The organism is Labrys okinawensis, assembly GCF_047345005.1.
GTDB lineage: Bacteria > Pseudomonadota > Alphaproteobacteria > Rhizobiales > Labraceae > Labrys > Labrys okinawensis.
In genome coordinates this window covers 3370598-3391250 of the sequence record NZ_CP178864.1, presented here as the reverse complement: position 1 = coordinate 3391250, position 20653 = coordinate 3370598, and the positions used below count along the sequence as shown (strand labels likewise).

Below are 20653 nucleotides of genomic sequence, written 5' to 3'. Positions count from 1 at the left end.
ATTTTGCTGCGCTGCACACAGACCGTGCAATCACGGCGGCTTTGGGGCAACAGAATTAGATGTCGCTTAGAAAAGCATCGAAATGATAAAGATTAAATCGAACAAAGCTTTTCGAAGTGCCCTTGCAGCCCTTCCCCACCACCCCCAACTGCTCCGATGCTGGGTTGCAACATAGGAGAGGATAATGACCTCTTGTTCTACGCGTGGCCGTTGGCATCCGCTGCATGTCGTTGCGGTGATCGCCGGCTTTATGATCTGGTGGCCGCTTGGCCTGGCGGCGCTGGCCTACTTCATCTGGGGCGATCGCTTCCCTAGGGAGAAGGTGCGTGACGGATTCGAACGGGCCAAGGCGGAGTTCACCGGTTTCGGCCGTGATTACCGTGGCTATGGCTTTGCCGGCCAGGGTTGGTCCGGCACGGGCAATGCCGCTTTCGACGACTATCGCCGCGAGACACTGCGTCACCTCGAAGAGGAACGCCGCCGTATCGAGGAGGAAGGCCGCGCCTTTGCCGAATTCGTCGCGAACCTGCGTCGCGCCCGCGACAAGGAGGAGTTCGACCGCTTCATGGCCGAGCGCAATGCCTCCCGCAATAACGGTGATGGTTCGAACGGCTGAAAACCGCGCCAATGGTTCATCGCGTAAAAAGCCCGCGCAGTTACCGCTGCGCGGGCAAATTCTTGGGAGGAAGAAGCGCTTAGAGCGTTTTGCTTTCAGATCGAATCACCTTGGATCTCAAAATACTCTTGATACCAATAAGTTAGTTTCGAAATCCGCTCCGACCTGAATGTATTTTGCTCCAGGTCTTACGGTTTCACGACCGCTTCCGGCATTTTCTGCACGGCGTCGCTACCGAACTTGTAGCGGAAGCCAAGCGAAACGACTTCGATACGCGCCTTGACCTTTGCCGAGAATGGAACCGGACCAATTCCACTATTCGCGATCTGGTTGACCTTCGATGCCTGAACGAATCCGTGGCTATAGGCAAAATCAACGCTGAGACGTTCATTGAAGGCATAGGACGCGCCACCTGAAAGCCAGATGCGGTTTCCGTCAGGAATGGAAGTCGAACGATTGCTATCGTCCACCGGCGAGATTTCGTAGCCGACGCCGCCTCGCAGAGTGAGCGCTTCATCCCAACGGTATTCCGCACCGATCGCCATATTCCATCCATCCCGATAATGGAAGGCAAGTGTCGTTGGAACAGCGCCAGCGAGCGGACCACTCGTCACCCGGAAAGGCACCGTCTGAACGCGGCTCCAGTTTTTCCATTCCACGGAGGCCAAGGCCGTCCATTGTGGCGTGAGCTCCTGGCTAAAGCCGAGCGTAACCATGTCCGGCAGCGTGATCTTGCCCTCGACGGGCAGGGTTGGCACGGGCGCGAGGGCCGACACCAGGGTGCCCCCCAACGTCAAGGAGATAGGAGAGCGATAGCCAAGCGCGATTTCACCACCCTGCCATGGCTTGATCGTTGCACCAGCGGTAAAACCGACACCCCAATCGTCGAGATCTTTCAAAGTCCCTCCCTGGTAGCCGGGAAGTACACCCGCCACGTCGCGGGAAAAACGTGCGGTCGCATAAACGATCGACGGGCCTGCGGCGATGCTCAGCCAATCATTGACTCGGTAGCCGACAAGGAGATCGGTATTTATCAGGAGAGCCTTGGAGGTAACGGCGATGGCCGAGCCCTTCCAAGGCCGATCTGGCTTGGTGGACAGGCCGAATGGTGCCGTTACCGCGACACCTACGACCCAGTCGGGATTGATCCGGTAAGCGCCATAGGTGCCCGGCACGATAGCGTCAATACCGACATCGCCGGAATTGACGCTGCCTTGCAATGGGCCAAAGTTCGTTGCCCTCATCTGCCCATAAGGTGCAGTGAAAGAATAGTTCGAGCTCCAATCGAAGCTCGTGGCCGTGTTGATCGCTGCCGGGTTCCAATAGATGCCCGACAGGCCATAGGTATCCGTGCCGGAACCGGCGAAGGAAAGACCTGCACCTATCGTCGACTGCAGGCGATTGCCAAAACCACCGGCGAGGGCGGTAGAACTGCTCGATGCCGCAAGGGACGCTGCAACAAAGACGACAGCGGTATGCTTCTTACTAGCCACTTTATATTTCCCCCGAACAGCGCCTCTCACATTTCGTAAAGGCCGCTGCATAATTTTCTGAATCACCCTTGGCGGGAGATTTCTGTTGCATACTCGCTCAATTGTGGCCGTGGGCCAATATGCTTGTGGGAGAATGTGTCGTTTCGTAAGGGAGCGTGACATTTTCGTAACGCTGGGCGTCGCAAGCTTGTTAGCCTCAATTTCTCAGACAATACTTGCGGGGCGCCCCCGCGATCGGGCATGATCCGTCCGGCCGAGCGAAGGGCAACAACGAGCCCGAATGCCCATGGCTTATTCGTCAATGATTTAAGGACAGCCTCGAAGGGCTGCATTTCTCGCCCAAAGGACCCTCCATTATGAAGTTGGTACGGTATGGCCAGCCAGGCTCGGAAAAGCCCGGCCTGATCGATGCGGATGGCAAGATTCGCGATTTGTCGGCCCATATTGCCGATCTGAAGGGTGACGCCTTGTCCCCTGCTTCCCTGGCCAGGATCGCCGCTCTCTCCCCCGCCTCGCTGCCGGAGGTGACGGGTAATCCGCGCCTTGGCTCCTGTGTGGCGCAACCTGGCAATTTCATCGCCGTCGGCCTGAACTATGCCGATCACGCCGCCGAAAGTGGCCTGCCGATCCCCCGCGAGCCCGTGCTCTTCAACAAGGCGCCCTCCTGCATGGTCGGCCCCCATGACGACGTCGTCATCCCGCGCGGTTCGAAGAAGACGGACTGGGAAGTCGAACTGGCCATCGTCATCGGCAAGCGCGCCTCCTATGTCGAGGAGAAGGACGCGCTCTCCTATGTGGCCGGCTACGCCGTCTGCAACGACGTCTCGGAACGTGCCTACCAGACCGAAGGCACGGGCCAGTGGATGAAGGGCAAGGGTTGCCCCACTTTCGGGCCTCTCGGCCCCTGGCTGGTGACGCCCGACGAAGTCGGTGACGTGCAGAACCTCGACATGTGGCTCGATGTCGACGGCAAGCGCATGCAGACCGGCTCGACCAAGACCATGATCTTCGGCGTCGCCCATATCGTGCACTTCATCTCGCAATTCATGATCATGGAAGCCGGTGACGTCATCACCACCGGCACGCCGCCCGGAGTCGGCATGGGCATGAAGCCGCCGCGCTACCTGGAACCCGGCAATGTCGTGACGCTCGGCATCGACAATCTGGGCACCCAGAAGCAGGCCTTCGTCGCCTGGAGCGCCTGATCGAGGCTTGCGGTTCCGGATCTGGCCAAGCTGGATCCGGTACCGCAACTATCACGACTTCTCGTGTAGTAGAAACGGCACAGAGCCCCGCGCCGGGCCGCCCGCTGACAACATGGGCAGGTTGCGAGGTCTCCATGAAGTTCTTGGACTTTTCCCGCCGCGGCTTTCTGAAATCGGGGCTGGCGGTGGGATTTGATATGGCCCAGGTTTCGTCTGGAACGGGACAAGCCATGATTGCATTGCCTGCCATTCCTGTCTTCGACGCCCGTGAGGGTGGCCCTCTTGCTCACGCCAGAGTGAGGGTTCCGACCATGCGCGCCCTCCTACAGTCCTGTCTTTCCTCCCTGCCCTCCGTGGCACAATGGGGTGTCGCCGGGCTCGATGCCGCCGCCCGCAAATGGCTGGTCGCCAGCGGTTCGGCCTATGTGAGCGAGATGGACGCGATCGCCGCCCTGCTCCCGGAAAAGGGGGTCTATCTCCTCAACGCCGCCTATGAATGGGGTTGCACTACCCTCGCCGCTCCGGCGCCGGATCGTCGCGGCGCGCGTCTCCTTCGGACGCTGGACTGGAACTTCGACGGCCTCGGCCGCCACGTCGAGGTCGTGCGGCAACAGGGCGTGGCAGGCGAGTACTGGAACGTGACCTGGCCCGGCGCGGTCGGCGCGCTCACCGCCATGGCGCCGGGACGCTTCGCGGCCTCGATCAACAAGGGCCCCTCGCCCAATGCCGGCGACAATGCTTCCGGCGCTCCGAACCTCGCCACGCTCAGGACCGGCCTGCTGCCTTCGATGCATCTGCTGCGGCATGTCTTCGAAACCGCGCCTGATTATGCGGCCGCCCGGGTGCTGCTCGAGCGCACGGCCGTCGCCGCCGACACGATCTTCACGCTTGTCGGCCTCGAACCCGACGAAACCTGCGTCATCGAGCGCAAGCCCGACGACTATGTGACGCATCAGGGCGTGAGCGTTGCCGCCAACACCTGGAACTATGGGCTCCGCGCCAAGCGCTGGGGCGCGGGCGAGGAAACGCAGAGCGACAGCGCCGACCGCCGTGCCACCATCGCTCCCTATGCCGGCCGGTCGATGATCCCCTTCGCCTGGGTCGAACCTCCCCTGCGTAACGAAATCACCCGCCTTGCCGTCGAGGCCAATCCCAAGCTTGGAAATCTCCGGGTGCGCGGCTACGAGGCGACAGCCAGCCGGGAAGACTCGGTTCCGGTGACCGCGGATCTGGAGATTGCCTGAGAGAGGCGTCCCGGCGGACCGCGATGATAGCAGCCGGGGAAACCGGCTGCTGGAGTGCCTCACTGGGCAGGCTGCAAGACCGCTCCCTCTTCCACGGGAACATCGGCGCCGCTCAGGGCCGCGGCGAGCCGCTCCTTGTCAAGCTCGCCTTCCCAGCGGGCGACGACGATAGTCGCCACCGCATTGCCGACCAGATTGGTCAAGGCGCGGCATTCCGACATGAAACGGTCGATGCCGAGGATCAGCGCCATGCCGGCAACCGGGACGGCCGGCACGACGGCGAGTGTCGCCGCCAAGGTAATGAAGCCGGCGCCGGTAATGCCGGCCGCGCCCTTGGAACTGATCATCGCGACCAGCAGCAGCACGACCTGCTGTCCCAGGCTGAGCTCGATGCCCGTCGCCTGGGCGATGAACAGGGAGGCCAGCGTCATGTAGATGTTGGTGCCATCGAGATTGAAGGAATAGCCCGTGGGAATGACGATGCCGACCACGGATTTGCGGCATCCGGCCTTCTCCATCTTGTCCATGAGCGTGGGCAGCGCCGCCTCCGAGGACGACGTGCCGAGGACGAGCAGCAGTTCCTCCTTGATGTAGCGGATAAGGGCGATGATCGAGAAGCCGTTGTACCAGCACACCGCTCCGAGCACGATCAGCACGAAGAGCAGCGAGGTGAGATAGAAGGTGCCGATCAGCATGAGCAGATTGGCGATCGAGCCGATACCGAAGGCGCCGATGGTGAAGGCCATGGCGCCGAAAGCCCCGATCGGGGCTGCTTTCATCAGGATCGCCACCATGCGGAACATCGCCGCCGACAGCGAGTTCAGCACCGTCATCAGCGGTGCGCCACGATCGCCAACCAGAGCGAGAGCGATACCGAACAGCACGGAGAAAAACAGTACCTGCAGCACATCCCCGCCCGCAAGCGCGCTGATCGGGTTGTTGGGGATGATGTTCGTCAGGAAGCCGACGATCGTCTGGTCATGCGCCTTGGCGGCATAGTCGGCCACGGCCTTCGGATCGAGTGTCGCGGGATCGATGTTGAGGCCCGCGCCCGGCCGGACGACATTGCCGATTATGAGGCCGACCACCAGCGCCAGTGTGGAGAAGGTAAGGAAGTAGATGAAGGCCTTGCCGACCACGCGGCCGAGCTTCTTGAGATCGCTCATGCCGGCGATGCCGGTGATCACGGTCAGGCAAATCACGGGGGTGATCACCATTTTGACGAGCTTGATGAAGCCATCGCCCAGCGGCTTCATCGCTGCGCCCCAACTCGGATAGAAATGGCCGAGCAGGATGCCGATGACGATGGCAGCGATGACCTGGAAATAGAGACTGGCGTAGAGCGGCTTCTTTTGCGGCGGTCGTGCCGATGCGATATCGCTGGCGGAGATCATGTTTTCCTCCTTGGGGGCCTCGGCATTGCAATGCCTGGCCCGGAAAGGTTTCCTCGACGCCGCGTTTTGCTTGCGGCTGCCTTCGCCCTCCGCAAGAAGAATGCCAACTTGCTAACTCATTGATTTCTATAGATGTCTCATTTGCACCGCCTACAAGAACCTGAGTAATGAGCGGAAATCCGCACAAGAAACTTGTCTGAGTGCGATTTTCCGCACATGCTCGCCCCCGAGAGGAAACATGGACGCAGCGGAGCAGCGGCGGCGGCGCAGGCGCCTGGAGTGGCTGGTCTTTGTCGGGCTTGCTTTGGTGAGCCTGCTCGCATCGACCTGGCTCGCTGCCAGTTACGGCGTGCGGCAGGCGGCCGAGGGATTACGCTCGCAGGCCATTGGCAGTGCGACGCTCGACGTCGCCGTGCTGCGCAGCGAGCTCGACAAGCAGCGCACCCTCGCTTTCGTGCTCTCGCGTGATCCGGATGTCATCGCCACGCTCGGCACGCCCGACGCTGCGCACCTCGCGGCCATGAACACCAAGCTGGAGGCTCTCAACGCCGGCACGCGCTCGGCCGTGATCTATCTGATCGACAAATCCGCGACTGCCATCGCTTCGAGCAACTGGCAGGCACCCACCAGTTTCGTTGGCACCAACTACCTCTTCCGTCCCTATTTCACCGTGGCCGTATCGGAAGGCCAGGCGGACCATTTCGCCCTGGGCACAGTGAGCCAGCGGCCCGGCCTCTATGTTGCGCGCCGGGTGGAAGGGCCGGCCGGATTCTTGGGCGTGATCGTCCTCAAGGTCGAGTTCTTCAATGTCGAGGCGGATTGGCACCAGTCCGGCGCGGACGTCTATGTCACGGATCCGCGCGGCATCGTGCTGCTGACCAGCGTACCGGAATGGCGCTTCCTGACCCAGACCCCGATCCCTGACGAAGACAAGAAAAAGATCCGAGCCTCCTTGCAGTTCGGAGATGTCCCCCTCGCGCTGATGCCCCTACGGCGGAGCGAGCAGGCAATTCCCGGCACGGATTTCGTCACCGTCCCCCGCAGCGGGCTGCATCTGGCCAGCGAATTCGACGTGCCCACCACGGATTGGCGTCTGCATCTTCTCGAACCTGCCGGCGAGGCGCTGTCGGCCGGCGCCACCACCATGCGCGCCTCGGCCTTCGGTCTTGTCGGCTCGGCTCTGGTGCTGCTCGGTATTCTCCTCCTTCGCCGCCAGCGTGCCATCGAGCGTACCGCCGCGCTGACCGAGGCGCAGGCGGAACTCGAACGTCGCGTTGCAGAGCGCACGCAGGATCTGCGCCTCAGCAATGCCCGCCTTTCAGCCGAGATCGATGAGCGCCGGAAGGTCGAAGCAAAGCTGCAGGTCGCCCGCGACGAGTTGGCCCAGGCCAATCGCCTCGCCGTCCTCGGCCAGGTCACGGCGGGCCTCGCTCATGAGGTGAACCAGCCGGTCGCCGCCATTCGCAGCTTTGCCGACAATGCCATTACCTTCCTCGACCGCAGCGAACCGAGCCCCGCGCGCAAGAACATGGCGACCATCGCCGGGTTGACCGAGAAGATCGCCGACATCATCGCCCAGTTGCGCCGCTTCTCGCGCAAGGCTACCGGCGACGTCGGCCCCGTCTCGGTCAGGGAGGTGCTGGATGGCGCACTGTTGCTGGTCGGCATTCGGGCGCGGCGCCAGAATGCCGTAATGACAGTGCCCGAGGTCGCCGACACCCTGCAGGTGATGGCCAATCGCGTACGGCTCGAGCAGGTGCTCGTGAATCTGCTTCAGAATGCGTTGGAAGCCTTGGAGGGGCGCGCCTACCAGGCCATTGCCATCGATGTCGCCGACGATACCGGACTGGTGCGCCTGACGGTCAGCGACAATGGCCCCGGCATCGCGCCGGAGGTGATGACAAATCTTTTCACACCCTTCGTGACCACCAAGCCCCGGGGCGTGGGGCTTGGGCTGGCGATCTCGCGCGATATCGTCGAGGAATTCGGCGGGCACCTCGAGGTGACGAGCGAACCCGCCAAGGGCTGCCGTTTCGTGATAACCCTGAGAGGTGCTGCATGAACGCTCCTCCTCCCCTGCCCATCGCCTTCATCGACGACGATCAGGATTTGCGCGAGGCCAACGAGCAGACGCTGCTGCTGGCGGGTTTCAGGCCCGTGCTTTTCGAATCTGCCGTCAAGGCCCTGGAGGTTCTGGATGAGAGCTTCGAGGGGGTGGTGGTTACCGATCTGCGCATGCCGGAAATCGACGGAATGGAGCTCTTCCGTCGCCTGCACGCCCGCGATGCCGACCTGCCCGTGATCCTGATCACCGGACATGGGGACATCGCCACCGCGGTCAAAGCAATGCGAGAGGGTGCCTATGACTTTCTCGCAAAGCCCTTCGCCTCCGACAGCCTGATCCAGAGCGTGCGCCGGGCGGCCGACAAGCGGCGCCTGGTGATGGAAAACCGTCGCCTGCGCCTGGCGGCCGAGGCAGCGCAGGCGGCCTCGCCCCTGCTGGGCGAAGCCCCCGCGATGCAGCGCCTGCGGGAGACGCTGAAGGCCATCGCGGACGCGGATGTCGACGTGCTGGTGATCGGCGAGACCGGCGCCGGCAAGGAGCTGGTCGCCGATCAGTTGCACCGCCTCGGGCGCCGGCGCGGCGGCCATTTCGTGGCCCTCAATTGCGGCGCGCTGCCGGACACCGTGCTCGAAAGCGAGCTCTTCGGCCATGAGAGCGGCGCCTTCACGGGCGCGTTGAAGAAACGCGTCGGACTCATCGAGCATTCGGACGGCGGTACGCTGTTCCTCGATGAAATCGAGAGCATGTCGCTGGGCGCGCAAACGCGCCTTCTGCGCGTTCTGGAGCAGCGCGAGGTCACCCCACTCGGCAGCAACAAGGCCCGACCTGTGGATCTACGTGTGGTCGCCGCCGCCAAGAGCGATCTCGGTGATCCTCAGCACCGGCTGGCCTTCCGCCAGGACCTGTTCCACCGGCTGAACGTGGTGACACTCCGCATTCCTCCATTGCGCGAAAGGCGTGGCGATATACCGCTGTTGTTCACTTTTTTCCTGGGCCAAGCCTGCCGGCGCTTTCAGCGCGAGGTTCCGGTGCTGTCGGACGCCGTCCACCGCCATCTCGCAATGCATGAATGGCCGGGCAATGTACGCGAACTCATGCATTTCGCCGAGCGCGTGGCACTGGGACTTGCGAACCTCGATGCACCCGCGCCGACCACGCGGGAGGGCGTGACGCTGCCGGAGCGGCTGGAACTTTATGAGGCGGAGCTCATCCGTGACGCGCTGACCCAGCACAAGGGCGACGTGCGCGCCACACTGGAGGCGCTCGGCATCCCGCGCAAGACCTTCTATGACAAGCTCCAGCGCTACGGCATCAATCGCGCGAGCTTTGAGGTCCCTGGGAGCGCGGACGTCCCGTCCGCTCTTGAACCGCACCGTTAACAGGAAAGGGCGCAAACCTCCACGGTCGCGCCCTCTACTCAATGCGGTGCGGTTCAAGAGCGGACGGGACGTCCGCGCTCCCGGCGTCAGAACTGCGCCACTTCGGTCGACCCTGCCATCGCCGCCGTCGAGCTCTGCCCTTCGCCCAGGATCGTCGCCACGGCGTCGAAATAGCCCGTGCCGACTTCCCGCTGGTGCCGCGTCGCCGTGAAGCCGTGGACCTCGCTGGCGAACTCGGCCTGCTGCAGCTGCGAATAGGCGGCCATGCCGTCCTGCCTGTAGCGCCGCGCCAGATCGAAGGTGGTGAAGCTGAGGTTGTGGAAGCCGGCCAAAGTGATGAACTGGTATCTGTAGCCCATCGCAGCGATCTCGCGCTGGAAGGATTTCATCGCCGCAGCATCCATATGCTTGGCCCAGTTGAAGGAGGGCGAGCAATTATAGGCGAGCATCTGGTCGGGATGGACCTTGCGCACCGCCTCGGCGAAGCGCCTGGCATCCGCAAGGCTCGGCGTCGAAGTCTCGCACCAGACGAGATCGGCATAGGGAGCATAGGCGATGCCGCGGGCAATCGCCGCCTCGAAACCGCCCTTGAGCACGTAGAAGCCCTCGGCCGTGCGCTCGCCGGTGATGAAGGGACGGTCCTGTTCGTCGATGTCGGAGGTGATCAGGCGAGCAGCCTCGGCATCGGTGCGGGCCATGATCAGGGTCGGCACGCCCATGACATCGGCGGCGAGGCGCGCAGCGTTGAGCGTCTTGATGAAGGTGCGCGTCGGCACCAGCACCTTGCCGCCAAGATGGCCGCATTTCTTTTCCGAGGCAAGCTGGTCCTCGAAATGCACGGCGGCGGCGCCCGCCTCGATCAACGCCTTCATCAGTTCGAAGGCGTTGAGCTGCCCGCCGAAGCCAGCCTCCGCATCGGCGATGATGGGCACGAAATAGTCGAACTCCGGCCCGTCCTTGCCGTCGAGGCGCTCCAGAGTCTGGATCTGGTCGGCACGCTGCAGCGCCTTGTTGATCCGCCTGACCACGGCCGGCACGCTATCGACCGGATAGAGGCTCTGGTCCGGATACATGTTACCGGAGGAGTTGGCGTCCGCCGCCACCTGCCAGCCGGAGAGATAGATCGCCTTGAGCCCAGCCTTCACCTGCTGCACCGCCTGGTTGCCGGTGAAAGTGCCGAGCGTCGGCACGAACTCCTCCGTATGCAGCAGTTCCCACAGGCGCCTGGCGCCATGTTCAGCCAGCGTATGACGCATCGGCAAGGAGCCGGCGAGGCGCTCCACGTCGCGGCGCGTATAGGTGCGTTCGATAGTGCGCCAGCGATCTGGCGCCCAATCCGGCGCCGGGAAGCCTTCGGGTGGACGGGGTTTGACGGTGTCGAGCATGGATTTAATCCTGGCTGTTCTTCAGGCAAGGTATTGGGCTATCGAGGGAAGGCGCCGTCTCCCGGGTGCGCGGACATCTTGTCCGCATCTTGGAAACGCCGCGCTCGAGGGAGAGGAAGATGCGGACAAGATGTCCGCGCTCCCGGTCAGCCCCTCATCCTGGCGAAGGTCGCCGCAATCATCGGCTGGCCCTCGAACATGTGCTCGGCGCCGCCGCCGTTCACCCGGGTGAAGCGGTGGCGGCCGATCTTGTGCACGATCGAGAACTCCCTGTCCGCGAGCCCCTGGGCCCGAAACTCCGCATTAATCTCGGCCATGCTGGCGCCGATGATGGTGATGAATTCGTCGCATTCATTGCTCTGATGCATCTGGCTCATGACATTCTCCTCAATGGGATGATGTCAATGATTGACACTGCAGCGCAGTAAGGCAAGATATATTGATAAATCAATGCGTTAATTTGAAAACGCTTGTAAAGAGATCTTTGTAATTTTGTAAATCCTGTCAAGATGGCGGGATTGGAGAGTGTGTGATGCAAGAGACGGATCCGCGTATCGGCGGCAAGATCCAGCGCCTGCGCCGGCAGGGCCGCATCTCCCAGGCCCAGCTCGCCGGCTCGCTCGGCATCTCGGCGAGCTATCTCAACCTGATCGAGCACAATCGCCGCCGCATGACGGTGCCGCTGCTCCTGAAGACCGCTTCCTATTTTGGCGTGGATGCCGGCGAACTCGCCGAGAACGACGATTCGCGCCTCGCCGGTGATCTGATGGAGCTATTCGGCGACGACCTCTTCGCCGACAGCGAGGTGACCAACCAGGATGTGCGCGACCTCGCCACCTCCAATCCGCAGATCGGCCGCGCCATCGTGCATCTATTCGACCGCTTTCGAGCCCTGCGCGGCGCGGGCACCGGCGTGACCTCCGCCGCCGAGGCGGGCTATCACGTCGCCACCGACGCCGTTTCGGACTTCCTGCAGCTCAACTCCAACCACTTCCCTTCGCTGGAGGCGCAGGCCGAGCGTATCCGGGCCGAAATCGACCAATTGTCGGATTCCTTCGAGCAAGGCCTCAAGCTCTATCTCTTCAACGTCTTCGGCCTGCAATGGCGTCCCGGCGCCCTGCCCCTTGGCCTTGCCGGCCGCCTCAGCAAGGACCACGAGATCTTCGAAACGGCCGACGTGCTGCCGCCGGAAACCGCCATCTTCGCCGCATCCCATCGCCTCGGCCTCCTCGCCACTGCACGCGAGATCGACTGGCTTATCGAGGTAGGCAGCCTGCCGGCCGACGCACCGGCCCTCGCCCGCCACGCCCTCGCCGCCTATTTCGCCGGCGCATTGATCATGCCCTACGAGCCCTTCCTTCGCGCGTGCAAGGAGACGCGTTACGATATCGACCGCATCGCCAGGCGCTTCAATTCCAGCTTCGAGCAGGTCTGCCACCGCATGACAACCCTGCAGCGCCCGGGGCTCTCCGGCATTCCGCTTCACCTGATCCGGACGGATATCGCCGGCAACATCTCCAAGCGCTTCTCGCTCTCGGGCATCCACATCCCCCGCCATTCCGGCGCCTGCCCGCGCTGGAATGTCTATGCCGCCTTCCTGCATCCCGGCCAGATCAACGTGCAGGTGAGCCAGATGCCGGAGGGCCAGCGCTATTTCTGCATCGCCAAATCGCTGACCAAGGGCGGCCATCGCCACAATGCCCCGCGCCGCTACCTCTCCATAGGCCTCGGTTGCCATATCTCGCATGCGCAGGACATGGTCTATTCCGACGGCATCGACGTCTCCAATCCCGCCCAGGCCGTGCCGATCGGCGTCGGCTGCCGGATCTGTCCTCGGCTCGACTGCGGACAGAGAGCACACCCGCCGGCCGAACACAGGCTGCAGTTGAACGAGGACGAGCAGGCGGAGAGCCTGTATTCCAGGATTTGAGAGGATGCCGAAGCGCCTCAAACCGGCAGGCCTGCCTTGCGGAGCCCTTCCACGCGGCGCTCGAAATCCTCAGGGTTCCGAAACGGCAGAACCTGGCGGCGGCGTTCGACCGAGAAGCCGGGATTGAGCCTCATGGTGTTGTCCCAGGCCCGCTGGGCTTCCTCGCGCTGGCCGATGTGCCCATGGCACGATGCGAGCAGGGCATAGGCGGTCGCGGCTTCCGGATTTCTTACGAGCCGCTGCTCGAGTGCTGATATCGCCTTGGCATATTCGCCGAGGGAAAACTGCGCGTCGGCAAGAGCCTGCAACGTGATTTCGAGATAATGCGGATCCAGCCGCATATAGAGATCGAGCGTTTCCAGGGCGCGGGCCGGCTCGCCGGAGAAGATCTGGACATTGGCCAGCAGGAGCAGGAGCTCCGCGGAGTTGGGCGCAAGGGCAAGACCCCGCTTCGCTTCGGTGAGCGCGCTGTCGAGCTCCCGTCGCCATGAATGCGCGACGCCCAGCGCGAAATGGCAGGCGGGCTCTTCGTCGTCCATCTTCACCGCGCGCTGCGCAAGTTCCAATCCGGCAGCCAGCGAGTGCTGCGGATCGCTGGAAAAGGCGTTGGCGTAGTCGATCAGATGGGTGAAGGCGGCCATGGCATAGGCGGCGGCGTAGTTCGGATCGATGGCGATCGCGCGCTCGAACAAGTCGCGCGCCAGGATATTGCCTGGTCCAGTCGTCCCCCATGCCAGTTCGCGGCCGCGCAGGAAAAGTTCGTAGGCCTGAACGTCAACAGCGCGCCTGGCCGCCGGCTGCTCGTGTGCGCCAGCCGTCAGCTTCAACTTCAGTGAAGCCACAATCTCCTGCGTGAGTTCGTCCTGGACGGCGAAAATGTCGCTGAGGTCGCGGTCGAACCGGCTGGCCCAGACATGCCCCCCGCTGCTCGCATCGATCAGCTGCGCCGTGACCCGGACGCGATTGCCTGCCTTGCGCACGCTGCCTTCGAGCACGTAGCGCACGTCGAGCGCCTTCGCCACCTCGGGGATGGAGATGGCGGCCTTCTTGTAGACGAAAGACGAGTTGCGCGCGATCACATGCAGGCCCGACAGCCGCGACAGGTCCGTAATGATGTCCTCGGTGATGCCGTCGGAGAAATATTCCTGCTCGGCATCGCCGCTCATGTTGTTGAAGGCAAGTACGGCAATCGAGGGCTTGTCGGGAGCCGCCGGCGCCGAAGCTTTCTCCACCACCGCAGGTCCTGCCTCAGCGGCGACGCCAACTTGCACCGAATAGATGCGGACAGGTTCTGCAATGTTCTTGAGGCGGGTTGGGCCGAGATCGGTGACTGCAAGATCGAGCCTGCCTCTCACCTGTCGATAAGCGTCCTCGGAGAGGCAGATCGCACCGGGCTTGGCTGTTCCCTCCAATCGTGCCGCTATGTTGACGCTGTCGCCATAGACCCGCGTCTCATCCCAGATGATGTCCCCGAGATTGACGCCGATGCGAAATTGCATACGCCGATCCTCGGGAACAGCGAGGTTGCGTTCGGCCATTATCGTCTGGATGGCGACCGCGCATTCGACAGCCCGCACCGCGCTCTGGAACTGCGCCAGAATGCCGTCGCCGGCCGTGTCGACGATCACGCCTTCGAACTGACCGATCATTGGCAGCACCACAGCCTGATGCGCCTTGAGATCACGCACCGTCGCGGACTCGTTCTGCCCCATGAGCCGCGAATAATCGGCCAGGTCGGCGGCCAAGATCGCAGCAAGTTTCCTGCTTTCGGTCATGGTGGCCCTCAGCTGCGCCACTGCTACACACGTACCTAGGCCAAAAGCGCACTATGGGGCAAGCCGGTGGCGTGACAGTGGCAATTCAGGAGGGGCGGGTGCTTGGGCTACGGGCGCCAACTTTGCGGAAAAGGCGCGCGCGAAACCCGCAGGAGCGATCCTTGAGAGGGCTGCGTTGGTGCTGACAGCCCTGGGCAACCGGCTCTGCTATACTCATGCCTTATGGCAGAATCGGCACCCCGCAAGATTATCCATATCGACATGGATGCGTTCTACGCCTCCGTCGAGCAGCGGGATGATCCCGCCTTGCGCGGCAGACCTCTCGCGGTGGGATATGCCGGCAAGCGCGGCGTGGTGGCGGCAGCGAGCTATGAGGCGCGGGCGTTTGGCGTGAGGTCGGCGATGCCGTCGGTGACGGCCTTGCGCAAATGCCCCGAGCTGATCTTCGTATCGCCTCGCTTCGAGGTCTACCGCGCGGTTTCGCGCCAGATTCATGCCATCTTTGCAGAGTTTACCGAGCTGATCGAGCCACTTTCCCTCGACGAAGCCTATCTCGATGTGACCGGGAATCGGGCTGGCCTTCCCTCCGCCTCGGCGACGGCAAGCGCGATCCGCGCCCGCATTTTCGAGGAGACCGGACTGACGGCCTCGGCCGGAATTTCCTACAACAAATTCCTCGCCAAGCTCGCCTCCGACTACCGAAAACCCAACGGGCAATATGCGATCACACCGGCCATGGGCGCCGCTTTCGTGGAAAATCTCCCGGTGGGCAAGTTCCACGGTGTTGGGCCGGTCACTGCCACGAAGATGAACCAGCTCGGCATCTTCACCGGGGCGGATCTCAGGGATCGATCACTCGACTTCCTGCGCCAGCATTTCGGCAAGGCCGGCGCCTGGTACCATGCCATCTCCCGAGGCGAGGACGACCGGGAGGTTCAGCCGGATCGGCCGCGTAAGTCATCCGGTTCGGAGACCACCTTTTCGGACGATCTCACCGAGCCGGCCGACATCGAGGCCGGCGTCCTGGCGATGGCGGACGAGGTCTGGGCCTGGTGCGAGAAAGCACAAGCGTTCGGCCGCACCGTGACGGTGAAGATCAAATATGCCGATTTCCAGCAAGCCACGCGCAGTCGTACCCTCCCTGCGCCAGTGCATTCGCAGGAGAGCCTGCGCGCCATCAGCATCGACCTGGTGCGCAGCGTCTACCCACCCACCAGGGGAATCAGGCTGCTCGGCGTGACGATGTCGGGTTTCGAGAGCGGCGATGTGGCAGACGACCGGCAGCTCGACCTGGGGCTGGAGAGGTAGGAAGCCGAATAGCCTTTCCCGACTTCGTGAAATTGCCCCCTACTCCATCAACGCCGCCTTCATGAAGCACACCATCGTCGCATGCGCGGGGTTGTTGCCGACCACACGGATGGCATGGGGGCGATCGCAACGATAGCGCAGGGTCTCGCCGGGGATGGCGCGCTCGATCACGCCGGCAACCTCGACCTCTACCTCGCCCGCAAGGATCGACAGGCACTCCACCGAGCCGCGCTGGTGGGCGTCGCTTTCGAGCACGCCGCCCGGTTCGGCCTGGAAATCATACCACTGCAGCCATTCCACGGTCTTCAGCCAGCCAACCACCGCGAGGCGGCATTTGCCATCGTCCGAGAAGATCACCGGCGTGTCGACCTTGGTGGTCTTCTCGATGAAGGGGGCATCCTCGATGCTGCCGAGCACGCGCTCTATCGAGACATCGAGGGCCTGCGAGAGGCGCCAGATGGTGGCGAGAGTGGGGTTGGTCTCGTTGCGCTCGATCTGGCTGATGATCGACTTGGCGACGCCCGACTGCTCCGCCAGCTCCGACAGGGAGAGGTTATAGGCCTTGCGCAGGCGCTGAACCGTCTTGCCGAGCTGCCCCGACAGCGCCACCGCGCCGGCATCGAGTTCGCTCCGCTTGTCCAGTCCACTCATGCCCAATCCGTTTGTTATGACGAACGATCGTTTGTTCCAGCGGACAATAGAACAAACGGACCTTGCGAGGAAAGGGTTTTTGAAGGGCTTCCTGGGAGCGCTATTCCGCGGCTTGCCTACGGCTGGCCGCCTGCTGGATCGTGCGCCAAACCACTTCCGGCGTAGCCGGCATGTCGAGCCTGGTGACGCCCACGCCGCGCCGGAGCGCGTCGATCAGCGCGTTCATCACCGCCGGCGCCGCGCCGATGGTGCCCGCCTCGCCGGCACCCTTGATGCCGATCGGGTTGTTCTTGCAGGGTACGTTGCGCGTTTCGAAATGGATGAAGGGCAGGTCATCAGCACGTGGCAGCGCATAATCGGTGAGCGAGGCCGTGAGCAACTGGCCCTCTTCGCTGTAGACAGTGCGCTCCAGCAGCGCCTGGCCGATGCCCTGCACCACGCCGCCATGGACCTGGCCCTCCAGCAGCAGCGGGTTCACCACCATGCCGAAATCATCGACGATCGTGTAGGAGAGCACATCGGTGACGCCCGTCTGCGGATCGATCTCGACCTCGCAGATATGGGTGCCGTTGGGATAGGTCGCCTCGCCTGGCTGATACTCGTCTTCGGCGGTCAGCAGTTCCGGCGTCGCCTTGGGCAGGCGGGCGATCGAGGTGAAATCGATCGCCTTGTCGGTGCCGACGACACGGACCCGGCCATCGACGACTTCGAGATCGGCGACGCCGGCCTCAAGCTCGTCGGAGGCGAGTTCCTTCAACCTGTCCGCCAAGGTGCGGCTGGCCTTGGCGACGGAAGCGCCGCCCACCGGGATCGAGCGCGAGCCACCGGTGCCGCCGCCGGTCTTGATGAGGTCTGAATCGCCCTGGATGACGTTGATCTTCTCGAGCGGCAGGTCGAGATGCTGGGAGACGAACTGGGCATAGGCTGTCAGATGTCCCTGCCCGTTGGTCTGCGTGCCGATCAGCACCGTGGCGGTGCCGTCCTTCTCCAGCTTGACGCTTGCGGCCTCCTTCGGGCCGTCGGCGCAGGCCTCGATATAGGTCGACATGCCGATCCCGCGGAACTTGCCTGCCTTCTTGGAGGCCTGCCAGCGCGATTTGAAGCTGTCCCAGTCCGCGACAGCCATGGCCTTGCGCATGTGGCCTTCGAACTCACCTGAATCATAGGTGCGGCCCGTCGGCGCCTTGAAGGGCATCTGTTCGGGCGTAACGAAGTTGCGCGCGCGCACCGTATCCACCGACAACCCGGTTTCAAAGGCGATGGCATCCATCAGGCGCTCGATCAGATAGGCGGCCTCGGGGCGGCCGGCGCCCCGATAGGCGTCCACAGGCAGCGTGTTGGTGAGGACGCCGCGCACCCGCACATCCATGGCCGCGATGGCATAGGCGCCCGTCGCCATCAGGGCGCCGAGCCAGGGGATGAAGGGCGCATATTGCGACAGATAGGCGCCGAGATCGCCGATGATGTCGATCTTCACCGCCAGGATCCTGGAACGCCGGTCGAGCGCCGCCTCGATGCGGCTGATATTGTCGCGGCCCTGCGTATCGGCGAGGAAATGCTCGCCGCGGTCTGCGAACCACTTCACCGGCATGCCAAGCCGGCGCGCCGCCTCAAGCGCCAACGGATACTCACGATACATGAAGGCCTTGGTGCCGAAGCCCCCGCCAACGTCGCCGGTCTTCACATGGATCTCGTCCGGCTTCATCTTGAAGATATGTTTGGCCAGCGTATCGCGCATCGAATGCACGCCCTGGCTGCCGACGGTGAGCGTGAAGCGCTTGCCGTCCCATTCGGCGAGGCATCCGCGAGGTTCCATGTAGTTCGCCACCAGTCGGTTGTTCACCACGTCGAGCGAGACGACGCGCGCAGCCTTCGCGAAGGCTTTCGCAACCTTCTTGCGGTCACCGATCTGGGCATCATAGGCGAGGTTCGAGCCATGCTCCGGCCAGACCAGCGGCGCGCCGGGTTCGAGTGCGGCGACCGAACCGACGATGGCATCGAGCGACTCGTAATCAACGGGGATGGCTTCGGCGGCGTCGCGCGCCTGCGCCAGCGAATCGGCCACCACAAAGGCCACGGCGTCGCCGACATGGCGCACGACATCGCGGGCCAGCAACGGATAGGGCAATTGCTTCTGGAACTTGCCGTCGGCGTTCTTCATCAGGGCCTGGCACGGCAGATCGCCGAGCGCCTCGAGGTTCCCGGCCGTCAGGATCAGCCTCACGCCCGGCATGGCCCTCGCGTCGTCGAGATCGCCGACGCTGAATCGGGCATGGGCGTGGGGCGAGCGCAGCACATAGGCACGCAACGCCCCGTCCCGCGATTCGTCGTCGACATAACGGCCCGTCCCGGTGATGAACGCCTGGTCTTCCTTACGGCGCACGGCCTGACCAACACCAAATTTCGTGGGCGGCATGAACGATCTCCGGCAATAACTTATCGGGAAGGGCTGGAATATGTCTGTCGAATAGCACGCTCCCAAGGGATTTCAAAAACGGCCGGCTTCAAAAAACCCCAAGAAATTTATCGTCACACGCTGGACACACGGGAAGAGCTTTGCTACATCGCCCCCCGTCGAGCGCGGCAACCTTCCGCGCTCTGATTGTTTCGATGGGCGCATAGCTCAGTTGGTAGAGCAGCTGACTCTTAATCAGCGGGTCCTAGGTTCGAGCCCTAGTGCGCCCACCATCGGAACTCCTGAAATTGCTAAAGAAAAGCAGGGCGCCCTTTGAGGCGCCTTCTTTGGTTTTGGGCTGGGTCGCCACCGAGTCGCCACGGGCCACATAAACCAAACGTCAGCGCTGACGCCGTTCAGAGTTGCCGGCCGGCCCCGGCTGCGATTTCTCGGAAGAGCGGACGGAGGCCTGGGGGATGCACCGTCTCCACACTAGCTGCCCAGCTTGGATTGCGATCCGAGGAGACAAGCTGCCGCACTTACGCTCGCTATCAGCGCCAAATAGGTTTGGCCCACGAAGAAAAGCCCCACCCCGGCCGAGACGAGCACCCAAAAAAGCACGTCCGCCGCAGTCTCAATTCCACGCATATTCCCAGTCCCGCCGCTCTTACTCCCATCGCCTTCGACGTGACGGCGTACCTCAAAGGGAGTAGGAACTTCCGCCACCTAATAGCATATCGCCAGAGTTGTGCCAGTGTCGGTTGCAGCTGGACCTATAGGCAATTCACGGTCGCGTCACAGCATTCCCAAACAGATGCGGCTCGTGTGGCGCCCCTGGGCCGACAACGACTGATCGCTGCTGGATGTGTTTAAATCTCTGCACAAAACGCTGTTCCATTCGATAAAGTGTGTGTGTTGCCTCAGCGCAACAGCTTTCCCGTGGAGGCCGCGATATTGGATATGGATCCAGTTCCGGGGTCCCTTATGAATCGCGTTTTGCTTGCCGTAGCAGCATCTATGCTTGCCACCACTGCCCTTGCTGCCGACTTGGCGCGTGCGCAGGCTGACCCGACAGCGCCCGTATATGTCCCGTATAACTGGACCGGATTTTACGCGGGCGCGAATGCTGGATACGGCGTGAGTTCCGGCCACAATGTAAATCTGACGGAGGAGAACACCGGAGGAGCGCCAGCCTTTGAACGATACGGCAAGATCTCACCGCATGGGGGGTTAGTAGGCCTACAGAGTGGATATAGTTGGCAGACGGGCCACCTTGTTCTTGGCCTTGAAGGCGACGTTCAATGGGCCGATATCAACGATCGCACCACGGGGACATTGGCAAACAGTGGAATTGGCACTGACTACGTTGTGAGCACGAAAAGCCAAGTGGACTGGTTTGGCACTTTGCGTTCCCGTGTTGGTTATGCCTTCGATAATATTCTGCTCTACGGTACCGGCGGTCTTGCATTCGGCGGTGTAAAAAGTAGCCAAGAGTTCCACTGCTGCGGCGGTGGTTGGACCGCTAATCCGGACAGGAACGATACCAAAGTTGGCTACACTCTAGGAGCAGGCGTAGAGTATGCTCTCAGCGAGCATTGGACCGCCAAACTCGAATACGATTATATCGATCTTGGAAGCAAGACATTGAATGCGACAGAGTTGAACACCGGTGTTCCCTCTACCTTCAGCATTCACACTAAGCTACACACCGATTTCCATACGATACGTCTCGGCGTGAACTACAAGTTCTGATTCGTCGACCGCTTGAAGACAGCCCGGCTTTCGCTGGGCTCTCCTGTTAGGCCTCCAGCCT

15 protein-coding genes and 1 tRNA gene are annotated in these 20653 nt (G+C 62.5%); 9 read left to right on the top strand and 7 right to left on the bottom strand.

Going from position 1 to position 20653, the window contains the following annotated elements; genetic code table 11:
• Positions 1 to 184 precede the first annotated feature (184 nt).
• Complete coding sequence (locus ACMDCR_RS15880; protein ID WP_413993432.1) at positions 185 to 616, top strand: DUF2852 domain-containing protein; 432 nt, start codon at positions 185 to 187, stop codon at positions 614 to 616.
• Positions 617 to 804: 188 nt separating this feature from the next.
• On the opposite strand, the gene ACMDCR_RS15875 is transcribed toward ACMDCR_RS15880, so the two are convergent.
• Positions 805 to 2109, bottom strand: a complete 1305-nt coding sequence (locus ACMDCR_RS15875; RefSeq protein WP_413993431.1) for an OmpP1/FadL family transporter — start codon at positions 2107 to 2109, stop codon at positions 805 to 807.
• Positions 2110 to 2465: 356 nt separating this feature from the next.
• On the opposite strand from ACMDCR_RS15875, the gene ACMDCR_RS15870 reads away from it, so the two are divergent.
• Together ACMDCR_RS15870 and ACMDCR_RS15865 are read left to right on the top strand one after the other, a co-directional pair.
• Entirely contained in the window at positions 2466 to 3314 is an 849-nt protein-coding gene (locus tag ACMDCR_RS15870; RefSeq protein ID WP_413993430.1) for a fumarylacetoacetate hydrolase family protein, read from the top strand.
• Positions 3315 to 3625: 311 nt separating this feature from the next.
• Positions 3626 to 4558: a hypothetical protein gene (locus ACMDCR_RS15865; protein WP_413993429.1), complete on the top strand. Its 933-nt coding sequence runs from the start codon at positions 3626 to 3628 to the stop codon at positions 4556 to 4558.
• 59 nt (positions 4559 to 4617) lie between these two features.
• Here the strand turns inward: ACMDCR_RS15865 and ACMDCR_RS15860 are convergent, their stop codons facing one another.
• Positions 4618 to 5952 (bottom strand): dicarboxylate/amino acid:cation symporter, encoded by a 1335-nt coding sequence (locus tag ACMDCR_RS15860; RefSeq protein WP_413993428.1) that lies wholly within the window; start codon positions 5950 to 5952, stop codon positions 4618 to 4620.
• Positions 5953 to 6190: 238 nt separating this feature from the next.
• On the opposite strand from ACMDCR_RS15860, the gene ACMDCR_RS15855 reads away from it, so the two are divergent.
• Both ACMDCR_RS15855 and ACMDCR_RS15850 read left to right on the top strand, forming a co-directional pair.
• Positions 6191 to 8014: a sensor histidine kinase gene (locus ACMDCR_RS15855; protein WP_413993427.1), complete on the top strand. Its 1824-nt coding sequence runs from the start codon at positions 6191 to 6193 to the stop codon at positions 8012 to 8014.
• Positions 8011 to 9396, top strand: a complete 1386-nt coding sequence (locus ACMDCR_RS15850; protein WP_413993426.1) for a sigma-54-dependent transcriptional regulator — start codon at positions 8011 to 8013, stop codon at positions 9394 to 9396. The genes ACMDCR_RS15855 and ACMDCR_RS15850 overlap by 4 nt, the downstream gene beginning before the upstream one ends.
• A gap of 86 nt (positions 9397 to 9482) precedes the next feature.
• Here the strand turns inward: ACMDCR_RS15850 and aceA are convergent, their stop codons facing one another.
• Positions 9483 to 10781, bottom strand: coding sequence for an isocitrate lyase (gene aceA, locus ACMDCR_RS15845; RefSeq protein ID WP_413993425.1), 1299 nt, complete (start codon positions 10779 to 10781; stop codon positions 9483 to 9485).
• Between the two features lie 146 nt (positions 10782 to 10927).
• Positions 10928 to 11158 (bottom strand): hypothetical protein, encoded by a 231-nt coding sequence (locus ACMDCR_RS15840; RefSeq protein WP_413993424.1) that lies wholly within the window; start codon positions 11156 to 11158, stop codon positions 10928 to 10930.
• A gap of 155 nt (positions 11159 to 11313) precedes the next feature.
• Here ACMDCR_RS15840 and ACMDCR_RS15835 point away from each other — a divergent pair, with 155 nt between their 5' ends.
• Positions 11314 to 12711, top strand: coding sequence for a helix-turn-helix domain-containing protein (locus ACMDCR_RS15835; protein WP_413993423.1), 1398 nt, complete (start codon positions 11314 to 11316; stop codon positions 12709 to 12711).
• Positions 12712 to 12728: 17 nt separating this feature from the next.
• Here ACMDCR_RS15835 and ACMDCR_RS15830 read toward each other — a convergent pair whose 3' ends face one another.
• A complete protein-coding gene (locus tag ACMDCR_RS15830) occupies positions 12729 to 14486 on the bottom strand; it encodes an adenylate/guanylate cyclase domain-containing protein (protein ID WP_413993422.1) in 1758 nt (585 codons plus the stop codon).
• Between the two features lie 222 nt (positions 14487 to 14708).
• Here ACMDCR_RS15830 and dinB point away from each other — a divergent pair, with 222 nt between their 5' ends.
• Positions 14709 to 15794, top strand: coding sequence for a DNA polymerase IV (dinB, locus tag ACMDCR_RS15825; protein WP_413993421.1), 1086 nt, complete (start codon positions 14709 to 14711; stop codon positions 15792 to 15794).
• Positions 15795 to 15833: 39 nt separating this feature from the next.
• Here the strand turns inward: dinB and ACMDCR_RS15820 are convergent, their stop codons facing one another.
• Both ACMDCR_RS15820 and ACMDCR_RS15815 read right to left on the bottom strand, forming a co-directional pair.
• Complete coding sequence (locus ACMDCR_RS15820; protein ID WP_413993420.1) at positions 15834 to 16445, bottom strand: helix-turn-helix domain-containing protein; 612 nt, start codon at positions 16443 to 16445, stop codon at positions 15834 to 15836.
• A gap of 100 nt (positions 16446 to 16545) precedes the next feature.
• Entirely contained in the window at positions 16546 to 18861 is a 2316-nt protein-coding gene (locus tag ACMDCR_RS15815; RefSeq protein ID WP_413993419.1) for a xanthine dehydrogenase family protein molybdopterin-binding subunit, read from the bottom strand.
• 196 nt (positions 18862 to 19057) lie between these two features.
• Between ACMDCR_RS15815 and ACMDCR_RS15810 the strand changes: the two genes are divergently transcribed.
• Both ACMDCR_RS15810 and ACMDCR_RS15805 read left to right on the top strand, forming a co-directional pair.
• Positions 19058 to 19133: transfer RNA gene (locus ACMDCR_RS15810), tRNA-Lys, on the top strand.
• Positions 19134 to 19824: 691 nt separating this feature from the next.
• Positions 19825 to 20592, top strand: a complete 768-nt coding sequence (locus ACMDCR_RS15805; protein ID WP_413993418.1) for an outer membrane protein — start codon at positions 19825 to 19827, stop codon at positions 20590 to 20592.
• The last annotated feature ends 61 nt before the right edge of the window (positions 20593 to 20653 follow it).

Coding starts and splice junctions, on each gene's coding strand:
- dinB (WP_413993421.1), top strand. CDS start 14,709: ATGGCAGAATCGGCACCCCGCAAGATTATCCATATCGACATGGATGCG.
- aceA (WP_413993425.1), bottom strand. CDS start 10,781: ATGCTCGACACCGTCAAACCCCGTCCACCCGAAGGCTTCCCGGCGCCG.
- ACMDCR_RS15850 (WP_413993426.1), top strand. CDS start 8,011: ATGAACGCTCCTCCTCCCCTGCCCATCGCCTTCATCGACGACGATCAG.
- ACMDCR_RS15820 (WP_413993420.1), bottom strand. CDS start 16,445: ATGAGTGGACTGGACAAGCGGAGCGAACTCGATGCCGGCGCGGTGGCG.
- ACMDCR_RS15840 (WP_413993424.1), bottom strand. CDS start 11,158: ATGAGCCAGATGCATCAGAGCAATGAATGCGACGAATTCATCACCATC.
- ACMDCR_RS15805 (WP_413993418.1), top strand. CDS start 19,825: ATGAATCGCGTTTTGCTTGCCGTAGCAGCATCTATGCTTGCCACCACT.
- ACMDCR_RS15880 (WP_413993432.1), top strand. CDS start 185: ATGACCTCTTGTTCTACGCGTGGCCGTTGGCATCCGCTGCATGTCGTT.
- ACMDCR_RS15860 (WP_413993428.1), bottom strand. CDS start 5,952: ATGATCTCCGCCAGCGATATCGCATCGGCACGACCGCCGCAAAAGAAG.
- ACMDCR_RS15855 (WP_413993427.1), top strand. CDS start 6,191: ATGGACGCAGCGGAGCAGCGGCGGCGGCGCAGGCGCCTGGAGTGGCTG.
- ACMDCR_RS15815 (WP_413993419.1), bottom strand. CDS start 18,861: ATGCCGCCCACGAAATTTGGTGTTGGTCAGGCCGTGCGCCGTAAGGAA.
- ACMDCR_RS15865 (WP_413993429.1), top strand. CDS start 3,626: ATGCGCGCCCTCCTACAGTCCTGTCTTTCCTCCCTGCCCTCCGTGGCA.
- ACMDCR_RS15870 (WP_413993430.1), top strand. CDS start 2,466: ATGAAGTTGGTACGGTATGGCCAGCCAGGCTCGGAAAAGCCCGGCCTG.
- ACMDCR_RS15830 (WP_413993422.1), bottom strand. CDS start 14,486: ATGACCGAAAGCAGGAAACTTGCTGCGATCTTGGCCGCCGACCTGGCC.
- ACMDCR_RS15835 (WP_413993423.1), top strand. CDS start 11,314: ATGCAAGAGACGGATCCGCGTATCGGCGGCAAGATCCAGCGCCTGCGC.